The sequence below is a fragment of the Lysinibacillus piscis genome (assembly GCF_026012395.1).
Classification (GTDB): domain Bacteria; phylum Bacillota; class Bacilli; order Bacillales_A; family Planococcaceae; genus Lysinibacillus; species Lysinibacillus piscis.
In genome coordinates, this window is sequence record NZ_BRZA01000001.1 from 311,611 (window position 1) to 331,939 (window position 20,329).

Here is a 20,329-nt window from a genome sequence, read left to right on the forward strand (position 1 = left end):
AGTGAAAATTACACGATTTTTGCGTAATCACCACTTTCTTCCTTAATAATGCTTATCCAATTTGCCCTGTTTCGGCTAATACACGCAATTGTTTTACTTCATGTTTTGTTAACTCACGGTATTCACCCGGCGCTAAACCAAATAAATCTAAAAAAGCAAAGCGCTCACGTTTTAGTTTGACAACAGGTGTGCCAATCGCTTCAAACATACGGCGCACTTGACGATTACGCCCCTCATGAATCGTAATTTCACAAATGGCTTTCCCTGCTTTTTCGTCAAAGGATGTCATACTCACTTTCGCTGGAGCCGTTTTGCCATCTTCTAATTTAATACCACGCTGTAGCTTTTTCAAGCCTTCAATCGTTGGTACACCTTTCACACGTGCAATATACGTCTTATCAATTTTAAATTTTGGATGTGTCAGTATATAAGAAAATTCACCATCATTCGTTAGCAATAAAAGTCCTGATGTATCATAATCAAGTCGCCCTACTGGGAAAATACGCTGTGGAATATGCTTAAATATATCTGTAACGGTTTTGCGTCCTTTATCATCTGTCACAGCTGATATTGTCCCTCTTGGTTTATACAGCAAGTAATACACTTTATCTTCTTTTTCTAACTTGACACCCTCTACTTCAATTGTATCGGAGTTAGATACCTTTGTCCCCAGTTCACGCACGACTACACCATTGACTTTCACTTTACCTTCTACAATTAATTGTTCTGCCTTACGCCTCGATGCTACACCTGCGTAAGCAATCACTTTTTGTAATCTTTCCATTTTGTCACCTCTAATTTGATACCCTGCTATCGGGTCCTACGACTTCCTATCTTGTCAGTGAAAATTATGTCATACTTTCGCCTATTATTAAAGAAAAAGTAATTATCTCTCTGTCCAAAGCGTGATTACCTTCATCCAGTTGGGGAATCTATCCATCACTTTCAGAGGTCTATCCGTCAGTTTTGGGGTTCTATCCATCGGTTTAGCCTTTCTATCCGTCACAATCCATCTTGTCCCAATAAAAAAGATCAGTGCTAAGTCGCCCCTGACCTTTACCCCATTATTCATGCTAGTTAGTGCTCCTGTAGTGACTGTCGATTTGTGACACGCTGAATATGCAATGTTAGGTACATTTTATCATCATTGCTCATCACATACTGATATTCTTGCTGTAAGTATTGCATAATTTTTTCACTGCATTGAAAGGCTTTGTCATATTTTTGTTGAACTTGTTCAAATAAAAATTGCTCGACTTGATTGTCAAGGTTATGCTCTTTTTTAAATAAACGCAAGGCAAAAAATCGTAAGTGTGTCACAAAGCGTTCATAGTTCACTGATTGTTCATCCAAGGAAACAAGGAAATGGTATTTCACAATATGCAAAATATCATGTACCATTTTTGTCATTTGCATTGTTGCTCCTATATTTGTATCTGTTAGTTGGCTATTTACTAAATGAAGTGCAATGGAAGCAGCTTCATCCTCATCGAACCGTATATCGATTTCACGCTCAATAATATCTAAAGCCTCTTTTGCTATTTGAAATTCTTCTTTATAAAATTTTCTAATTTCAAAGAATAAGGCATTTTTTAAGATAATCCCTTTTTTATGACGTGTGATGGCAAAGCTTAAATGATCCGTTAATGCCACATATATATAATCATCTAATGGATAAGATAGTTTGGCTCGTGCATATTCTAAAATTTTATAGGCAAGCTCAAAATGTTTTGCTGGCACATCGACTAGTAAATCGGTCAATTTATCTGAAATTGTTTGATTTTCTAAAATAAATGTTTTCTCGATTTTAGATTCATCAATGCTATCACCGATTTTTTTAGAAAAGGCGAGCCCTTTCCCCATAACAACAAGTTCTTTACCGTCAGAATTTTCAGTCAAAGCGACGTTGTTATTAAAAATTTTTTTAATTTCCATCATTCATCCACCCTTATCATTTCACATCTTTTCCATCTAGAATCGTTTTGTTAGGGTATTTATCTCACAATTGCCACCCCATGTCAATGAGGTGGCAACCATTACTTATCGCATTGTGTTCAATCGTTTCGTTAAGCTAAATCTTCTCCATTTGAAGCGATTGCTTTTTTATACCACTCAAAACTCTTTTTCTTAGAGCGTTTAGATGTACCTTGTCCTGCATTATCTCGGTCCACGTAAATATAGCCATAGCGTTTTTTCATTTCACCCGTACTCGCACTGACAATATCAATTGGTCCCCAGCTTGTGTAGCCAATCAGTTCAACACCATCTTGAATTGTTTCCGCCATTGCCTCAAAATGCTGGCGTAAATAGTTAATACGGTAATCATCATTCACTGTCCCGTCTGTTTCTGGTACATCCACCGCACCAAGACCATTTTCTACAATAAATAATGGCTTTTGATAGCGGTCATACAATTGATTAGCCGTAATACGTAATCCTTTTGGATCAATTGTCCAGCCCCACTCAGATGCTTGTAAATAAGGATTTTTCACAGAGGCAAAGACATTGCCATTTGTTTGTTGTGCCAAAATTTCTGGATCTGTACTTGTACAACGGCTTGAATAATAGCTAAAGCCGATATAATCCACTGTATGTTCCTTCAATAATTGCTCATCACCAGGCTCCATTACAATCGTCAATTGCTGATCTTTAAAGAAACGCTTCGCATAGCCTGGGTATTCACCACGAGACTGCACATCGATAAAGAAGAAGGATTCACGATCTCTTTCCATTGAAGCCCATACATCTTCAGGGTTCGCTGTATAGCTATATGTAGCACCTGCCGCTAACATACAACCAATTTTAGCATCTGGAATAATTTCATGACATGCTTTCACAGCCTTTGCACTAGCCACTAACTGATGGTGAGCTGCTTGATAGAGCACCTGCTCCTTATTGTCACCCTCTGTCAATACAATGCCCGCTCCCATAAATGGTAAATGTAACAGCATATTGATTTCATTGAATGTCATCCAATATTTCACTTTATTTTTATAGCGCTCAAAAATCGTTTTTGTATATTTTTCATATAAATCAACCATTTCACGACTACGCCAGCTACCGTATTTCTCCACCAACGCAACAGGTACATCGAAATGACATGTTGTCACAACAGGTTCAATATTATATTTTAATAATTCATCAAATACGGCATCATAGAACGCTAAGCCTTTTTCATTCGGCTGCTCCTCTTCACCTGTTGGGAAAATTCTAGACCACGCAATCGATAGACGCAATGCTTTGAAGCCCATTTCTGCAAATAATGCAATATCCTCTTTATAATGATGATAAAAATCAATGGCCTCATGTGATGGGTAGAAAACACCCTCTTTTGGCTCGAATGATTGAATATTACCAAGCATCACCTGGAAACGCTCTGGTCCTGTTGGCATTAAATCAACAGTTGTTAATCCTTTCCCATCCGCTAAATAAGCGCCCTCTGCTTGATTGGCTGCAATTGCGCCACCCCATAAAAATCCTTTTGGAAATACTGATACCATGTTTTGTTCCTCCTTATTTTGTTAATGTTAGCAATGGTTCATTGACTTGAACTGTGTTGCTTGTTGTGGTAGTTAATTGACCAAATTGACCACTATTCGTCACAATAACAGGTGTTGTTAATGAATAGCCTGCCTCTTTAATCTTCTCCATATCAAACTCTACTAATAATGCACCTTTTTCAATGCGATCGCCCTGTGCTACATGGGCAGTAAAATAAGCACCTTCCAAATTAACTGTATCCATACCGACATGGATTAAAACCTCTGCGCCATTGTCAGTTGTAATGCCTAAAGCATGTTTTGTTGGGAACAGTGTTGTCAACGTTCCTGATGCTGGTGCAAAAACCTTACCTTCTGTTGGTTCAATCGCAATGCCTTGCCCTAACACACCTGAAGCAAATGTTTGATCCGCAATAGATGTCAATTCCTTTATTTCACCAGCCATTGGACTAACTAATGTATCATCCTTGATAGCAGGTGGTTGCACTTCAGCTGTTGTCGCTTTACTTGTGGGCGTATTCGTAACACCAAATAAGTAAGTTAAAATAAAGCTTACAATAAAAGCCACAACCATCGCAATTAACATGCTATAAAATGCACCATTAATACCATCTGGGCCAATAAATGATGGGATACCAAAAATACCTAAGCCACCTAAAATATAGACTTTAGAACCTGCAATTCCTAAAATAGCTCCTCCAATCGCTCCACCGATACAGCTAATAATAAAAGGTTTTTTCAACGGTAGTGTAATTCCGTAAATTGCTGGCTCTGTAACACCAAAAATACCTGAAATAAAGGCTGGGATACTTAATGTTTTTACTTTTTGATCTTTAATTTTTAACCAAACGCCTAAAACGGCTCCAATTTGGGCAAAGGATGCTGCGAAAATAAGCGCTAAAATCGGGTCAGCACCTTGTGTGGCAATATTATTAATACCCAAAGGAATAACGCCCCAATGCATTCCAAAAATAACAAGCACTTGCCAAAATGCACCTAAGAAAATCCCTGCGATAATCGGGCTTAATTCATATGCACTATTTGTAAGTAAACCAACTAGACTACTAGCCCATGTGGCAATCGGTCCAATGACAATATATGTTAATGGCACAATAACAAGCAATGTAGCAAATGGTACTAAAAATGCTTTCACAACATCTGGAATGATTTTTTTGAAAAACTTCTCTATTTTAGCCGCAACGTAGGCAGCTAAAATAACAGGAATAACAGACGATGCATAAGACATTAAAATAACAGGAATGCCTAAAAATTCGATATAGACAGGTGATTCAAACATCGTTCCTGCAAATAATGTATATAACGGCTCTCCTGACATTAACGAGGCGACACTTGGATAAACAAGCGCTGCTCCAATGACCATCCCGATAAACGGTGAACCACCAAATTTCTTAATTGCTGTATAGCCTAAGAAAATGGGGAAGAAGTAGAACAATGCATCCCCGACTGCATTTAAAATTTGATAAGTGCCTGAAGTATCTGTCAGCCAGCCAAGGGAAATAAATAGTGCATTAAAACCTTTAATCATCCCTGTTGCAGCCAACACGCCCAAAACAGGTGTAAAAATACTAGATAAAATATCGATTAATTGGTTGAATAGATTGCGGTCTTTTTCATATGTCTCTTCCTCAACAGGTGCATTCGATTGGAAACCACCGATTGCAACAACATCCTTATACACATCTGGCACATGATTGCCAATAACAACTTGGTACTGTCCACCGCTTTTCATGACTGTCACAATGCCATCCATGTTTTTTAACACGTCTGTATTCGCTTTACTTTCATCTTTTAACTTAAAGCGTAGCCGTGTAATACAATGGACAACACTGATGACATTGTCTTTTCCACCAACATTGGCAATAATATCTTTTGCTAGTTTTTCATACTTCATCCTAACCCCTTCTCTCTTAGTAAATTTTAAAAAAGGAAACAAAAAACCTGAACAAATATAAATAGACACATCATTATGTGTAAATTTATATTTATTCAGGTTATGCCCAGACGGTAACATTCCTTCTTTATGTGTTGATTGTATCTTATCTAGAAAGCGGTTTCAAGTTATTTTTCAAAAAATTAAGTAATTTTAAAGTTTACATAGTGTAAAGCGAACCGCTATTAACGATTCGCTGTTTCTACAATGACAGGTACGGCATATATACGTTCATCTCCAATAAAAATGGATAATATCGCTTCCTTCTTTTTTCTGGAAATATGCAATACTTGTCGAACTTGTTTTTGCTCTTTTTCATCTAGCTGCAATAAAATTGGCTCTTTCACACGAATAGCGAACTTTTTATCGACAGTATATTTACCTGCCTTAACGACCGTTTCCAAATCATAATTTTCCCATATACGATTGGCAAGCCCTCGATGGACATTCCAATCATCCGAAGCATTTAATGTCACCACAATGCAGGTTTGCCCTTCTTTTTGAAATGCTGTCGCCAATGTACGCCCTGCTATTTTTGTAAAGCCTGTCTTTCCAGCAAAGGCTGTACCTGTAGCCGATTTCAAAGAGCTTACAGGCTGTTTACTTGCCCCTTCTCGTAATAAGCGATGCTTGTTTTCCCATAGTATCCCATTCGTCGTATTCGCTCGATACAACACCGTCGATGCTATTTTTTTAAAGCTTGGGTTTTGTAGGGCTATCCGTAGCATTTCAGCCGTATCTCTCGCAGAAGATAGGTGCTGATCATCATGTAAGCCAGAGGGATTCATAAATACGGTGTTGTTTAGACCTGCAATCACCGCACGCTCGTTCATTAACTTGACAAAACCTTCCACAGAGCCACCCACATGCTCTGCTAAAGCAGTTGCTGCATCATTGCCTGAACGTAACATTAAACCATAAAGCAATGTCTCTACAGTCACTGTTTCCCCTGCCTGTAAATAAATAGACGAACCTTCAGCCATCGCTGCTTTCGGAGAAATAACGACTAAATCCTGCAAATCACTATTCTCAATCGCTACTAATGCCGTCCAAATTTTCGTTAAACTAGCGATTGGTAATTGACTATCACTGTTTTCACCTAGTAGTACACGACCTGTATCACCATCCAGTACAACATAGCTACTACCACCTCTCGCCAATGCTGTTGACGGTAACAAAATGATTACACAAAAACAAGCTAACACGATGAAGCGCATGAACCAACGCAAGCAGCCACTCCTTCTTCCTACAGTTTATCTCGCTATCAAAAATCGATTAAGCTCAACACGATGATGGTCACATAGACATTTTCGCAGGATGAAAAATCGCTTTAAGCATCCCCAAACGTTTCTTGAAATTTCGTCATAAATAAATCAGTCTCTTCTTCTACTTCCACTGCTGCTTCTTCAGGCAATGGTGGCATTTCTTCTATATTCTTCAAGCCAAAGTAATTTAAAAATTCTTTTGTCGTTCCATATAAAATTGCTCGTCCTGTACCTTCTGAACGACCTACCTCTTTAATGAGCCCTTTCGATACAAGTGTTTGTAGTGGCTTTTCACATTTTACCCCACGCAAATCCTCAATCGCTATACGTGTAATAGGTTGCTTGTACGCAACAATGGCTAGCACTTCCAAAGAGGCTTGTGATAAAGACTGTGCTGTAGGATTTTCAACAAGTCGTTGAATGGTCTCTGCCTGCTCTGTTTTCGTCGTTAGCTGATAAACGCCAGCCATTTCTTTAACTGTAATTCCTCTTGCTTGATCTTCCTCATAAGCTACGGATAATGCCTCTATTGCTTGTACGATAACGGCCTCTTGTTCACCAAGAAGTTCGGCTAATTGTTTCACTGTTAGCCCATCATCCCCAACAACAAATAATAGAGCCTCTATTTTACTCTGCAACATCAATATTTTCGTCATCTTGCCAATCCTCCTTTTGCAACGTGACCGTCAATTCTTCAAAGTTACCACCTTGCTCGACGATAATTACTTGACGTTTCATTAGCTCGAGAAGCGACAGAAAGGTCAAAATGAGCGTTGGTTTATCTTCATACGGAAATAACTCGAAAAAGGATGCACGTCCTCCTGTTAAACGTAATGAGGCCACAACGGAGTGCATTTGCTCTCTCACAGAACGCTCCTGTCTCGTAACGGTTGTTTTCAATGGTTTCTTTAATTTTTTACGGCGCATTAGCTTTTGAAAAGCACCTAACATATCATAAATATTGACATTCAAATCAAACAACGCTAGTTGCTCATCAGGTGTTAACCCAGACAAATCTGTTGGTGGCTTTGTAAAAACTTGTGCCCGATTCGTTTCAAGCTCCTGTAAACTTTCTGCTGCCTCTTTATATTTTTTATATTCGACTAAGCGTTGAACCAGTTCTTCCCGTGGATCTAGCCCGTCTACCTCTAACTCAGCCTCATCTAGCTCTCCTTCATGAATCGGCAAAAGCATACGGCTTTTAATAGCTAATAAAGTGGCCGCCATCACTAAATATTCACTTGCCTCATTGAGCTCAAGCACCTGCATGGCATGGATATGGTCAATATACTGTTGCGTAATTTCTGCCATTGGAATATCATATATATCAATTTCCAATCTGTGAATTAAATGCAATAATAAATCAAGAGGCCCTGAAAAGGCATCTAATTTTACTTCATAAGACATGTTGTTACCACCCTGACAATTAATGTTCTTTTAGTATAGTGGAAAGGAGCTTAAAATGCACCCACAGCATCATACTTTATTTATTGATTACTGCGCCTATTTCAATGGCAATCAAGATTTTTTTGAATGCCATGAAGTGCTGGAGGAATATTGGAAAGCTATTGCTCAAGGTGAAAAGCAGCATCCACTTGTTGGTTATGTACAACTCGCTACAGGTCTTTATCATTGGCGACGTGGCAACACAATTGGCGCGCTACGTATATTAGAGAAGGCACAGCATAATTTTCGTATCAATAAGGGGCATCTATTTTTTCAAGAAATCCATTATGACCAGTTGCTAGAGCAGTTGACACATACACAAACAGCTATTCAGGAAAATCAACCTTTCCAATCTTTTCAACTAGTGCTATCTCCTCGTTTATCGACACTTGTAAGCAATCGTATACAAACGTTGCCCTCCCACGACACTGACTATCTTCTTCATAAACATATGCTACGAGATCGTTCACATATTCTTGCAGAGCGACAAGAAAGCAAAGAAAGAAAAAGGCTGGGACAGAAGTAGTCCCAGCCTCCTTTGTGACCCACATCATATTGGCTTCAAAATTTCACCTGTGTGATACGCAATCCCCTAGGAGTCACACTGGCTCCACTCCAATCAACCATTTTGCAAAAGTAAGTATCTTTCTTGTTTTATTGGCAGGAGTAAGCTGAATAATTTAACTTTACTCTATGTTGAAAAAAGCATTTACCAATTTCCTCATTTAAAATTTTTTAAATAATCCTCTATAATTAAGAATAAATGGTATGAGTAGTCATGACTGTTATTGTTGCTAGCAAAATGATTGCTAAAAAGACAATACTTTTATGGATTGAAGTGGAGGGCTACTTGACTCCCGTGGGATAGCGAGACAGACGAGACCCTGGACTGAGCGGAGCGAGGGAAGCGGCTCGACGCTCGTCCACAGGAAGTTTTTACTCTGTGCGAAAGCGTAGCGTCAGCAACAAAGCAAGTAGCCTGGAACGGAAATCCCTTCACAAAATTGCTATTGACATCTTTGTTATACAACAATATTAGAAAAAGCAGACGTCTTTAATCGTCTGCTTTTTCTCATGTTGTTGCAAAAAGATGATGTCAATAGCAGAAAAAGTACTTTGAGCAAAGCGAGGGTTGATTTCCGTTCCGCCAACGTGCTTTCCAGGGGGCGTCCGATGAGCCGCTTCACTTACTGCGTTCGCTCCAGGGTCTCATCTGTGACGCTCGGTCCCCTAGGAGTCACGTTGGCTCCACTCCAATCAATTATTCTGCAAAAGCGTTCGATAGTTGGCAATAGTGAATGAAATAACTTCTTCTTACTGCTACTTTGAAAGAAGAATAGAGAAGGTTCTTCCTATTTGAATGGTGAAGAAACCATTCTTTATGGCAATCGCAATAGCGTGAATAGTTACTACTTTTATTATCACTAGTAAAATAATGGATACAAAGCTCGTACTTTCTGTTGTTGAAGAAGGAGGAGGTCCATAGCAAAAAGGTATCTTTCAATCATTTATCTACAAATCCTTTCTCCCTTTTCACAAACATGTCATTGATCATTTTGTTTTTCAACACTATGAGAAAAAGCAGACGTCTTTAATCGTCTGCTTTTTCTTCCGTACAATCTATACACTTTTGGACAAGTTGACGTGTTTCATCTGTTGCATGTACATCCTGATATTGCCCAAGCTCCACTACTTCCTGTAGCATTTGCTTTGCAACACCTTCACCTCTGTAAGATGGAACGACAGAAACATGTTGAACGGTAGCGATATTTTGGTCATCTACAAGAAGACCAACAATCCCTATATATTCATCATTTTTTTTCCATAAATACAAGACCCACTGATCATCGTTTTCATAGGAATGAATCGTTCCTGTCAGTTTTTTTATGTCTTTTTCATTCGGCATAAACGAGAGCAAGCCCATGGCAATTTTCTCGAAAGCCTTCTTATATCGAATTAACATAGTTGTCTATTCCCTCTTTTTCTCACTGTACATAATCCTTGATTATCCTACACGATTTATACACTTCCCGCAAGTCTACTTTTACGAATTAGGTCCAAGAATCCCCTGAGCTGCTAATACCCAATAAACAACGCCCCATAAAATAATAAAAGCCGTCATAGATACTAGTAATACCCACTTATTTTTTCTCACATTGACTCATCCTTTTTTAATGTTAACGGGAGATCGTTTTGTACAAGATCCTCATAGCTTTCACGGCGGACTGCTAATTGGTGTTGTCCATCTTCCACAAACACGACTGCTGGACGTGGCACACGATTGTAATTGCTAGCCATTGAATAGCCATATGCACCTGTACAGAAAATGGCCAATACATCGCCAGAAGCTGCTTCTTGTAACTTTGCATCGATAATTAATTTATCACCAGATTCACATAACTTACCAGCTACTGTATATGTCTCACTTTTTGGTGCATGTGCCTTACTTGCAATGACAGCCTCATATTTTGCATCATAGAGCGCTGGACGAATGTTATCGCTCATGCCTCCATCGACTGCAATATATTTTCGCACATCTGGCACTGTTTTTTGTGAACCGATTGTGTAAAGGGATGTACCTGCATCACCAACAAGCGAGCGACCTGGCTCAATCCAAATTTCTGGCATCACTAAACCAAGCATCGCTGCTTTATTTTTCACAACCGTAATCATATCTTCTACATATACTTGTGGCTCAAGTGGTGTATCCTCTTCTGTGTAACGAATACCGAAGCCCCCACCTAAGTTTAACACAGTACATGTAAATTTGTGTGTTTTATGCCAATCCGCAATTTTATCAATCAGCTTTTCACCCGCTAAGCCAAAGCCTGCTGTGTCAAAAATTTGTGAGCCGATATGACAGTGCAAGCCAAGTAGCTCTAAATAAGCATGGTTAAACGTTTGTTGGAATGCCTCATCAGCTTGACCATTGTTCAAATCAAAGCCAAATTTAGAATCAGCTTGCCCCGTTGTAATAAAGTCATGTGTATGTGCTTCAACTCCTGGTGTCACACGCAATAAAATGCGCATTTTTTGTTCACGGCGCTCTGAAATTTCTTTCAACAGCTGAATTTCATAAAAATTATCGACAACGATACAGCCAATTTGTGAATCAAAAGCCAGCTCTAATTCAGCAATACTTTTATTGTTACCATGGAAATGAATACGTTCTGCTGGAAAACCTGCTTTCAATGCTGTAAATAATTCGCCACCAGACACAACATCCAATGATAGATTTTCCTCTGCTGCCAATTGATACACTGCTACACATGCAAATGCCTTTGACGCATAAGCCACCTCTGCCTTTACACCAAGCTTGTGAAATGTCTCCATAAAGCCTCGTGCACGTTTACGAATCAATGCTGTATCATAAACAAATAACGGTGTCCCATATTGTTCCGCTAATGTTAATGTATCCACTTGTCCAATCGTTAAATGTCCTTCTTCAGAAATTGCTTGTGTGCCATATAAATGCATATGTACCGCTCCCTTTTCACCATTTTATTTTTAATTTTTCTCTTTGCTGAATAAAGAGAAAAATCAAAAAATACTATAAAGTGAACTTTATCATATGCGAAAAACGAGCGCAATGCCTTCTATGACCTTCTTCGCTGCTTTGAAGCGGTTACATATGGTCTTAACGCATCTGCTGTCATCGGGAAACGAACTAATACACGCAGCATTGCCTTTGGAAAGAACGGTACAAGTGGCCATAAATATGGCGCTTGCATTGGACGTAATGAGCATAAATAGGTGAACAAAATAAAAATACCGATAAATAAACCATTCACTCCCCATAAACCTGTCATTAATAAAAGTAATAAACGGAAAAGCTTAATGGAAATGCTTAATTCATAAGATGGTATGATAAACGTTAAAATCGCTGCTACAGCTGTATATAATACAACTTCGGATGAGAATAGCCCTACATCAATGGCAATTTGCCCAATAATAACACCTGCCACAAGTCCCATTGCGGTTGATAACGGAGAGGGGGTATGAATGGCAGCCATCCGTAAAAATTCAATGCCCATATCCCCAATGACCAATTGCAATAATAATGGAACATGTGACTTTTCCTCTGCCCCTAAAAAGGCGAGTTTCTCAGGCAATAAGTCTGGATTTGTAGCAAATACATACCATAATGGCAATAATAGCAAGCCCGATAGCGCACCGAAGTAACGCATAAAACGGACAAACGTACCAACTGCAGGGGCTTGCCGGTACTCTTCTGCATGTTGTAATAAATGAAAAATGGTAGCAGGTACAATCATAACAGAAGGTGATGTATCTACCATAATCGCAATATGTCCCTCAAGTAGATGTGCTGCGACAATATCAGGACGCTCTGTATAGCGCACAAACGGCACTGGATGAAATTTCTGTTTAAAAAGCCATTCTTCTAGTGATTTATCTGCCATCGTTAAACCATCATGGTGAATTTGCTCAAGACGGCGACGTAATTTATCCAGTATTTCATCATTGGCAATATCCTTCATAAAGGCCAAAGCAACATCTGTTTGACCAATTTTTGATACTTTATGTAGCTCAAAGCGTAAATTACTATTACGAATCCGTCTACGAACCAATGCTGTATTTTGTGTAATTCCTTCGACAAAACCGTCTCGTGAACCACGGATTACCTTTTCATTATCAGGTTCTTCAGGGGAACGTCCTGGATAATCACGAATTTCCGCTACATAGCAATAGCCATTTTTAGTCACAAACGTCACTTGTCCACTTAAAATGGCTAATAAAAATGCTTTACGTTCTGTTCCCTCTGAACGCCCTTGAAAATTAAAATAGACTTCAAAATACTCTTTTTCATCTTCTATGGACACATCTTCATCTGGTAGCATACTGGATAATAGCTGTGCTAAAATAGCACTATCCACTAAGCCTGAGATATATGTGCATAAAACAGGTAAATCTTTAATAAATACATGCTTAATGCTTACATCAAAGGACTCACCATCACCAAACTGTTCCTTCATAAAAATTTCGGCTTCTTCTAAGTTGTGAAATAATTGATTTGTCATGCTGTCACCATTCTCTTTATGATTTCTTTTTGGGGAGACGTTATGCCTCCCCTCTCTCTATAGCTCGTCCTGTTCAAGTGTTGCACTTGTCGCCATCCAGCCCTTTAATTGGGCAAGAATCTTTTTCTCAAGACGTGATACTTGCACTTGTGAAATACCAAGTCGATTTGCAATTTCCGTTTGTGTACAATCTGAGAAATAGCGTAAATAAATAATCGCTTGTTCCCGTGGTTCAAGTCTTGTCAGTACTTCTTTTAACGGAATATAATCAAACGGCTGCTCCGATTTTTCATCCTTCATTTGGTCCATCAATGTAATGGAATCTCCTTCACTTTCGTACAATTGCTCATGTAAGGAAGCAGGATCCCGCATCGCATCAGACGCTGTCACAATGTCCTCAGCCGTTACACCTAAAATGTGGGCAAGCTCATAAATCGTAGGCGGATGCTCATTCGTTTTCATAAACTCATCGGTGGCATGACGAATTTTAAAGTTCAATTCACGAATGGAGCGACTGACCTTCACCATTCCGTCATCCCGTAAAAACCGCTGAATTTCTCCAATAATCATCGGTACAGCATAGGTCGAAAATTTAACCTCATATGATAAATCAAATTTGTCTACAGACTTCATCAGTCCTATACAGCCAATCTGAAATAAATCCTCCAATTCAACGCCTCTTGATGCAAAGCGCTGGACGATGGACCAAACAAGCCTCGTATTCCCTTCAATCATTTGTTTACGAGCCTCTTGATCGCCCTGCTGTGCACGTGCAATAAAAATACGCATTTCTTCCTGTGACAATAGCTTATCGGACGACTGTTCTAATGGCTTCACAGTGCTCGCCTCACATCACTGGCATACGAACCGAATAAAATTTTTTCGTAAACGTGACAGTTGTACCTTCCTGCCATTTTGAAATAACTGTTAACTGGTCAGAGAAACTATCCATAATGGTAAAGCCCATACCTGAACGTTCCATTTCACTTTTTGTTGTAAATAACGGCTCCATCGCACGGCTAACGTCCTCAATACCCATTCCTTTATCCATCACCGATACAGTAATCACATCATCCTCACGCTTTGCATGAAGTGTGACTAGCCCTTGTCCGTCCTCTTCATAGCCATGAATAATCGCATTGGACACAGCCTCTGAAACAACCGTTTTAAACTCCGATAGCTCATCAATTGTTGGGTCAAGCTGGGCAATAAATGCTGTGACCGCTATACGTGCTAATGCCTCATTTTCACTAATTGCTACAAACGTTAATGTCATTTCATTATCCATTGACAATCCCCCTCACATGGTTAATCGCTTCTTCCTCTGTTGCTTCCATCATCCACTTGCCTAAACCTGAAAACTGAAATACCTTGCGCATTGTTGCAGATGGATTGAGCAAAATGGTGCGACCTGCAACAGTCTCTAGTTCACGCATACGTCCAAGGACTAAGCCCACACCAGAGCTATCCATAAAGGACAATCCTTCTAGATTCCAAATAATCGTGGATACAGCTCCTTGAAAAATCGCTGTGGAAATCTTCTCTCGAATTTGTTCCACTGCATGATGGTCGAGCTCCCCATATAAACGTATAACAATTGTTTCCCTTGTCACCATTTCTAATTGAAATTGCATGCACATCGCCTCCTCATCATGCAATTCCACATGCGCTATCCTAAATCCTTGCCATTGACAAGACTAGTGCGCAGTCTTGCGAAATAGTGACCATTCGACATACTTCTAGCCACAGTATAGGAGAAATTTGCATATTTTAAACATACCTGTCTATCCCTCACATGCATAAAAAAAGGAATCTCCATCACTGAAGATTCCTTTTTCCATTTATCCAATTTGATAAGCTGCTTGTACTTTATCGATTGTATCTACATCAATCGCATTGTTGGCATATAAATAAGCAATTGTATCGCCTATTGCTACAACATCACCTTTTTTTGCTGCTAATTGAATCCCTGCATCATAATCTAATGCGGATTCCTTTGTCACACGGCCTGCACCAAGACCAACACTTGCTTCGCCAATCAATAACGCATTAATTGTTTCCACAGTACCCGCTACTTTCGCTTGAATCGCTACTTGATGTGCCGTTTCCTGTTGGAAAATATCCGCCATATCGCCACCTTGTGCTACGATAAATTCTTCAAATTTAGCAGCAGCCGAGCCATCTGCTAATACACCACGTACCGCTTCAGTAGCCGTTTTTTCATCAACACCAGCTGCAATTTGGTACATAAGTGAGGCAATGACTACACATTCGTCCACTAAATCTACATGTGTTTCATCCATCTGCCCTTTCAATAAAGCATAGGCTTCTACCACCTCAAGTTTATTGCCAATCATTTTGCCAAGTGGATTGTCCATATCACTAATATGGGCAATCACCTTACGTCCTAGCTTTTCACCAATCGCTGTCATTGTTTCTGCTAAGCGTTGTGCTTCTTCCTCTGTTTTCATAAAGGCTCCTGAACCACATTTCACATCTAAAACAATGCCATCTGCACCACTAGCAATTTTCTTACTCATAATGGAAGCAGCAATTAATGGAATTGAATCCACTGTCCCTGTCACATCACGCAAAGCATACAGTTTTTTGTCTGCTGGCACAAGATTGCCTGTTTGACCCGCTACGGCAATTTTATGTTTGTTGACATTGTCGATAAATTCCTGTGAAGATAGCTCTGTTTTGAAGCCACGAATAGACTCTAATTTATCAATCGTTCCACCTGTAATGCCTAAGCCTTTACCGCTAAATTTCGCTACTGGAATATCAAGGGCAGCAATAATTGGTGTGACAATCAATGTCACTTTATCGCCAACACCGCCTGTTGAGTGTTTATCAATTTTAAAGCCTTCAATCGATGTTAAATCAATGACATCACCTGATTCAATCATCGCCTTCGTTAAATAAAATGTCTCATCATCAGTCATCCCCATTAAACGAATCGCCATTAACAAAGAGCTTGCTTGATAATCAGGAATCGAGCCATTTGTATAGCCTGCTACAAAATACTCGATTTCTTCTTGTGATAATGCTTGGCCATGCTTCTTCTTCTCAAACAGCTGTGCCATATTCATATGTGTATCCCCCTTATTTCAAATTCCCTAAGAAACTTGTACCAAATGCTGGTGCGGCTACATCGAAGTTTTCAGCTATCGTTGCAGCAATATCCGCAAATGTTTCACGTAGTGCTAGCTCATGACCACCAGTAAAGCGTGGTGAGTATACTAATAATGGTACATATTCACGTGTATGGTCTGTACCATGGAATGTCGGATCATTGCCGTGGTCAGCTGTAATCATCAATACGTCATCCTCTGTCAACGCTTCTAAAATTTCAGGTAGACGTGCATCAAATTCCTCTAATGCTTGACCATATCCTAGTGGGTCACGACGGTGTCCGAAATTCGCATCAAAATCTACTAAATTTAAGAAACTAATTCCGTGGAAATCACGACGTACCACTTCTGCAAACTTATCCATACCGTCCATATTATTTTTCGTACGTACGGCATCTGTAATGCCTTCACCATTGAAAATATCTGAAATTTTACCAATCGCAATAACGTCTAACCCAGCATCTTTTAGCTCATCCATCGTTGTGCGACCGAATGGCTTTAACGCATAGTCATGACGATTTGGTGTGCGCTCAAAATGTCCTGGTGTGCCAATGAATGGACGTGCTATAACACGCCCTACTAAGTATTCAGGCTGCAATGTTAATTCACGTGCAATTTCACAAATTTTATATAATTCATCTAATGGAATGATTTCCTCATGTGCAGCAATTTGTAGTACAGGGTCAGCAGATGTATAAACAATCAGTGCGCCTGTTTCCATATGCTCTGGACCGTAATCATCAATCACTTGTGTACCACTTGCAGGTTGATTACATAACACTTTACGGCCTGTACGTTTTTCAAGTTCAGCAATTAGCTCAGCAGGGAAGCCATCTGGATACACCTTAAACGGCTTATCAATGTTCAACCCCATAATCTCCCAATGCCCTGTCATCGTATCTTTCCCAACAGATGCCTCTTGCATTTTGCCATAATAAGCTTTTGGTGTAGCTGTTGCCGCTACTCCTTGTAATGGCTCAATATTCGCTAAGCCGAAAGACTCCATCATCGGTATTGTAAGCCCATTCATTTTTTCAGCGATATGACCCAGTGTATGTGAGCCTACATCTCCAAATTTAGCTGCATCAGGTGCTTCCCCAATACCAACTGAATCCATTACAACAACATGTACTTTTTTAAACGGTTTACTCATCCTATTTCCTCCTCTTTTCTTCTACCTGTCATACTATTTTAAACGATACGTTTATTTTACCAATAGAGAGCACAAAAATAAAGGTCAGACATCTGACTAAATTAAATTTTATGCACGTGGATGAAATTGTTTATAAACTTCTGATAAACGAGTTTTACTAATATGTGTATAAATTTGCGTTGTCGAAATATCTGCATGACCCAACATCTCTTGCACAGCACGTAAATCAGCACCGTTCTCTACTAAATGAGTAGCAAAGGTGTGACGTAATGTATGTGGTGTCAGCTCATGTTGAATGCCCGCCTTTAGTGCATGCTCTTTTATTAATTTCCAACAACCTTGCCTTGTTAAACGTTTACCACGCTGATTAATAAAAAAAGCATCTGTTTTCGGGTATTTGCCTTGAAGCTGCCCCCTTGCCCCCTCTAAATAACTGCTTAATGCTTGTAAAGCACTGCGTCCTAAAGGAATAATACGCTCCTTGCCCCCTTTACCAAAGACACGCACAAAGCCCATTGTCAAATGAATATCCGCTAAATCTAAAGCAATACATTCACTAATACGCATCCCTGAACCATATAGCAATTCCAGCATGGCTATGTCACGAATGCCCTGTGGTTTACTGCGATTTGGTGTAGCTAATAATGCATCAATTTCAGCGATTGCTAACGTATTCGGTAGCTTTTGCTCGATAGCAGGCATTTCTAAATGCACTGTCGGGTCTGATGTTGTACGCTTTTCTCTCAGTAAAAATTGGTGAAAGCTACGTATGGAAGAAATATGACGTGCCACTGTGCGACTTGTCTTCCCTTGTATACGAAGCTGCTCTAAATGACGCAAAATCGTCATTCTTTCTACCCCCTGAAAATCGGTCATTCCTTCTACATCCTGTAAAAAGTACGTATAGTTTTCTAAATCCCGACGGTAGGATGTTAATGTATTATCAGCTAATTGTCGCTCTACTTGCAAAAAATGAATATAATCCGCTACAGCATATTGAAATTCTGTCATACTCGCACCTCTCATTGCCCATTATTTCCTATTTTAACATGCTAGCAGTCATTGTGCTCCTGTACAGCCCTTTGTAACAAAAAACAAAAACTGCCTGCCTCAATCCATAAGATTTAAGCAGACAGTTTCTCATTCTTGTTTTTCAGTTGTGTCGTCATTTTTATCATGACAGCGCCAGCAAATACCATGAAATGTGAGGCGATGGTCTTGAATAATAAAATTCCAACGTTTTTCTACAATTGCTTCTACATCTTCTAGTAAATCTTCCTGAATTTCATCTACAGCACCACATTCAACACAAACAAGGTGATGATGGAAATGCGCTGCTCCTTCTTGACGTAAATCATAGCGTGATACACCATCGCCAAAATTGATTTTATCGACAATTTTCAGTTCCGTCAGTAACTCTAATGTTCTATAAACAGTTGCAAGACCAATTTCAGGTGCTTTTTCTTTTACTAATAGATAAACATCTTCTGCACTTAAATGGTCTTCCTCATGCTCAAGCAATACAGCAACAGTCGCTTCTCGCTGCGGCGTCAGCTTGTAGCTAGCACTATGCAACTGCTTTTTAATTCGATCGATTCGGCTTTCCATGTGACGCCCTCCTAAACTTACTCCATTATAACAAAGGAATAAATCTCATGACAAGCTATTAAAATTGCTTTCCTTATATTATAACTACTATTTTAGCACATATACAAGAACGATAAATTCTGCCACCATCACAATAAAGAAGGCTATAAAATGAACAACGACTGCTTGGCTTTTTACAGGCTTACCGATTCTTCTTTTTGACCATATAGGGACAAGCAAAGAACTTAACATTAGCAATAATATACAATAGATAAGCTGAAATGGGAACCACCAAATCGTATAACGCCAAAATGCCTCAAGTTTTTGCAACAAAAAAACGGAGCTAAAGCCAAAAAAAGTAGCACGTATGGCGACTGTAACACGCACAAAAACCTTCAAAATACTGTGTGTCGCAAGCAATAAAATAAGTGCGATTGAAACAGCTACAGGCAATAGCAAACGTATAATGGTCTGCTTGTCCTCATCTACTAAACGAGGCTCTATCCATGTAATAAACGCTTCAGCATTTTGGCTACCAATAATATGAAAGAGAACAACGCCACAGACAAAGCTTACCGCAAGTATCGAGGCGTGGTAACATATAGAGACAGTTCGAGACATAGGCATACTCCTTTTTCACAAGGTTTGTACAGCTTATGCTCGTCCTTCTCTATTATGCTAACGATTTTGTAGAGCTAGCCAAAGAACAGCAAAGGCTGTTTTCGCATCATAAATGCGCTCCTCCGCCACCATTTGCTGCGCTTCCTCTAATGTTATCTCTAAAAGCTCTACAAATTCATCCTCATCTAAAGCTGCTTTCTGCTCAAGTTGATATAAATCCTTTGCGACAAATAGATGAATAATTTCATCAGCAAAACCTGGGGATGTCGCGAAGCTCTGTAAATACGTAAAATGCTTTGCCCCATAACCCGTTTCTTCCTCTAATTCACGACGTGCTGTGACAATAGGTTCTTCACCAGCCTCTATTTTACCTGCTGGAATTTCAATAATTGACCGCTCTAATGCTTTACGATATTGTTCAACAAGTACCAATTTACCTTCCTCTGTTATCGCAATAATAGCGACTGCGCCAGGATGTTTCACAATTTCGCGCTTCGCTATCTTGCCATCTGGTAATGTTACATCGTCCACCTGCAACTTAATCACTTTCCCATCATAAATAGGTGTTGTGGTAATCGTTAGTTCTTCAAATTTTTTCATACATAGCGCCCTCACTTGTTCTTGAGATATGTT

Annotated in this window: 20 protein-coding genes; 1 reads left to right on the forward strand and 19 read right to left on the reverse strand. The window is 39.4% G+C overall.

What is annotated here, in order from left to right; all coding sequences use genetic code 11:
- Positions 1-52: 52 nt before the first annotated feature.
- From OPF91_RS01650 to OPF91_RS01680, 7 genes are all read right to left on the reverse strand, one after another.
- Complete coding sequence (locus tag OPF91_RS01650) at positions 53-784, reverse strand: pseudouridine synthase (protein ID WP_264986933.1); 732 nt, start codon at positions 782-784, stop codon at positions 53-55.
- Positions 785-1,077: 293 nt separating this feature from the next.
- The gene (gene licT, locus OPF91_RS01655) at positions 1,078-1,935 is read right to left on the reverse strand and encodes a BglG family transcription antiterminator LicT (RefSeq protein ID WP_264986934.1); all 858 of its coding nucleotides are present in this window, start codon (positions 1,933-1,935) and stop codon (positions 1,078-1,080) included.
- Between the two features lie 131 nt (positions 1,936-2,066).
- On the reverse strand, positions 2,067-3,500 hold the full coding sequence (locus OPF91_RS01660) for a 6-phospho-beta-glucosidase (RefSeq protein ID WP_264986935.1): 1,434 nt from the start codon (positions 3,498-3,500) through the stop codon (positions 2,067-2,069).
- Between the two features lie 13 nt (positions 3,501-3,513).
- Positions 3,514-5,412 carry a beta-glucoside-specific PTS transporter subunit IIABC gene (locus OPF91_RS01665; RefSeq protein WP_264986936.1) on the reverse strand — a complete coding sequence of 633 codons (1,899 nt, stop codon included), beginning with the start codon at positions 5,410-5,412 and terminating at the stop codon, positions 3,514-3,516.
- A gap of 224 nt (positions 5,413-5,636) precedes the next feature.
- Positions 5,637-6,668, reverse strand: coding sequence for a D-alanyl-D-alanine carboxypeptidase family protein (locus tag OPF91_RS01670; protein WP_373877030.1), 1,032 nt, complete (start codon positions 6,666-6,668; stop codon positions 5,637-5,639).
- 113 nt (positions 6,669-6,781) lie between these two features.
- Entirely contained in the window at positions 6,782-7,372 is a 591-nt protein-coding gene (scpB, locus tag OPF91_RS01675; protein WP_264986938.1) for an SMC-Scp complex subunit ScpB, read from the reverse strand.
- Complete coding sequence (locus tag OPF91_RS01680) at positions 7,344-8,123, reverse strand: segregation/condensation protein A (RefSeq protein WP_264986939.1); 780 nt, start codon at positions 8,121-8,123, stop codon at positions 7,344-7,346. Before OPF91_RS01680 ends, scpB begins: the two co-directional genes overlap by 29 nt.
- Before the next feature lie 55 nt (positions 8,124-8,178).
- On the opposite strand from OPF91_RS01680, the gene OPF91_RS01685 reads away from it, so the two are divergent.
- A complete protein-coding gene (locus OPF91_RS01685; RefSeq protein ID WP_264986940.1) occupies positions 8,179-8,688 on the forward strand; it encodes a DUF309 domain-containing protein in 510 nt (169 codons plus the stop codon).
- A 1,065-nt stretch (positions 8,689-9,753) separates the two neighbouring features.
- On the opposite strand, the gene OPF91_RS01690 is transcribed toward OPF91_RS01685, so the two are convergent.
- The 12 genes from OPF91_RS01690 to OPF91_RS01745 all read right to left on the reverse strand — a co-directional run bounded on the left by OPF91_RS01690 (position 9,754) and on the right by OPF91_RS01745 (position 20,296).
- Positions 9,754-10,125, reverse strand: a complete 372-nt coding sequence (locus OPF91_RS01690) for a GNAT family N-acetyltransferase (protein WP_264986941.1) — start codon at positions 10,123-10,125, stop codon at positions 9,754-9,756.
- Between the two features lie 188 nt (positions 10,126-10,313).
- Complete coding sequence (gene lysA, locus OPF91_RS01695) at positions 10,314-11,639, reverse strand: diaminopimelate decarboxylase (protein WP_264986942.1); 1,326 nt, start codon at positions 11,637-11,639, stop codon at positions 10,314-10,316.
- A 119-nt stretch (positions 11,640-11,758) separates the two neighbouring features.
- Positions 11,759-13,201: a spore germination protein gene (locus OPF91_RS01700; RefSeq protein ID WP_264986943.1), complete on the reverse strand. Its 1,443-nt coding sequence runs from the start codon at positions 13,199-13,201 to the stop codon at positions 11,759-11,761.
- Positions 13,202-13,258: 57 nt separating this feature from the next.
- The gene (locus tag OPF91_RS01705) at positions 13,259-14,038 is read right to left on the reverse strand and encodes a SigF/SigG family RNA polymerase sporulation sigma factor (protein ID WP_264986944.1); all 780 of its coding nucleotides are present in this window, start codon (positions 14,036-14,038) and stop codon (positions 13,259-13,261) included.
- Positions 14,039-14,048: 10 nt separating this feature from the next.
- A complete protein-coding gene (spoIIAB, locus tag OPF91_RS01710; RefSeq protein WP_264986945.1) occupies positions 14,049-14,489 on the reverse strand; it encodes an anti-sigma F factor in 441 nt (146 codons plus the stop codon).
- Positions 14,482-14,835: an anti-sigma F factor antagonist gene (gene spoIIAA / locus OPF91_RS01715; protein ID WP_264986946.1), complete on the reverse strand. Its 354-nt coding sequence runs from the start codon at positions 14,833-14,835 to the stop codon at positions 14,482-14,484. The genes spoIIAB and spoIIAA overlap by 8 nt, the downstream gene beginning before the upstream one ends.
- Positions 14,836-15,042: 207 nt before the next feature.
- A complete protein-coding gene (locus OPF91_RS01720) occupies positions 15,043-16,293 on the reverse strand; it encodes a thymidine phosphorylase (RefSeq protein ID WP_264986947.1) in 1,251 nt (416 codons plus the stop codon).
- Between the two features lie 13 nt (positions 16,294-16,306).
- Complete coding sequence (gene deoB, locus OPF91_RS01725; RefSeq protein WP_264986949.1) at positions 16,307-17,488, reverse strand: phosphopentomutase; 1,182 nt, start codon at positions 17,486-17,488, stop codon at positions 16,307-16,309.
- Between the two features lie 108 nt (positions 17,489-17,596).
- Complete coding sequence (gene xerD, locus OPF91_RS01730; protein ID WP_264986950.1) at positions 17,597-18,499, reverse strand: site-specific tyrosine recombinase XerD; 903 nt, start codon at positions 18,497-18,499, stop codon at positions 17,597-17,599.
- 129 nt (positions 18,500-18,628) lie between these two features.
- Positions 18,629-19,096, reverse strand: coding sequence for a ferric iron uptake transcriptional regulator (gene fur / locus OPF91_RS01735; RefSeq protein ID WP_264986951.1), 468 nt, complete (start codon positions 19,094-19,096; stop codon positions 18,629-18,631).
- Between the two features lie 87 nt (positions 19,097-19,183).
- Complete coding sequence (locus tag OPF91_RS01740) at positions 19,184-19,696, reverse strand: hypothetical protein (RefSeq protein ID WP_264986952.1); 513 nt, start codon at positions 19,694-19,696, stop codon at positions 19,184-19,186.
- 57 nt (positions 19,697-19,753) lie between these two features.
- Positions 19,754-20,296, reverse strand: a complete 543-nt coding sequence (locus OPF91_RS01745) for an NUDIX domain-containing protein (RefSeq protein ID WP_264986953.1) — start codon at positions 20,294-20,296, stop codon at positions 19,754-19,756.
- Positions 20,297-20,329: the final 33 nt, after the last annotated feature.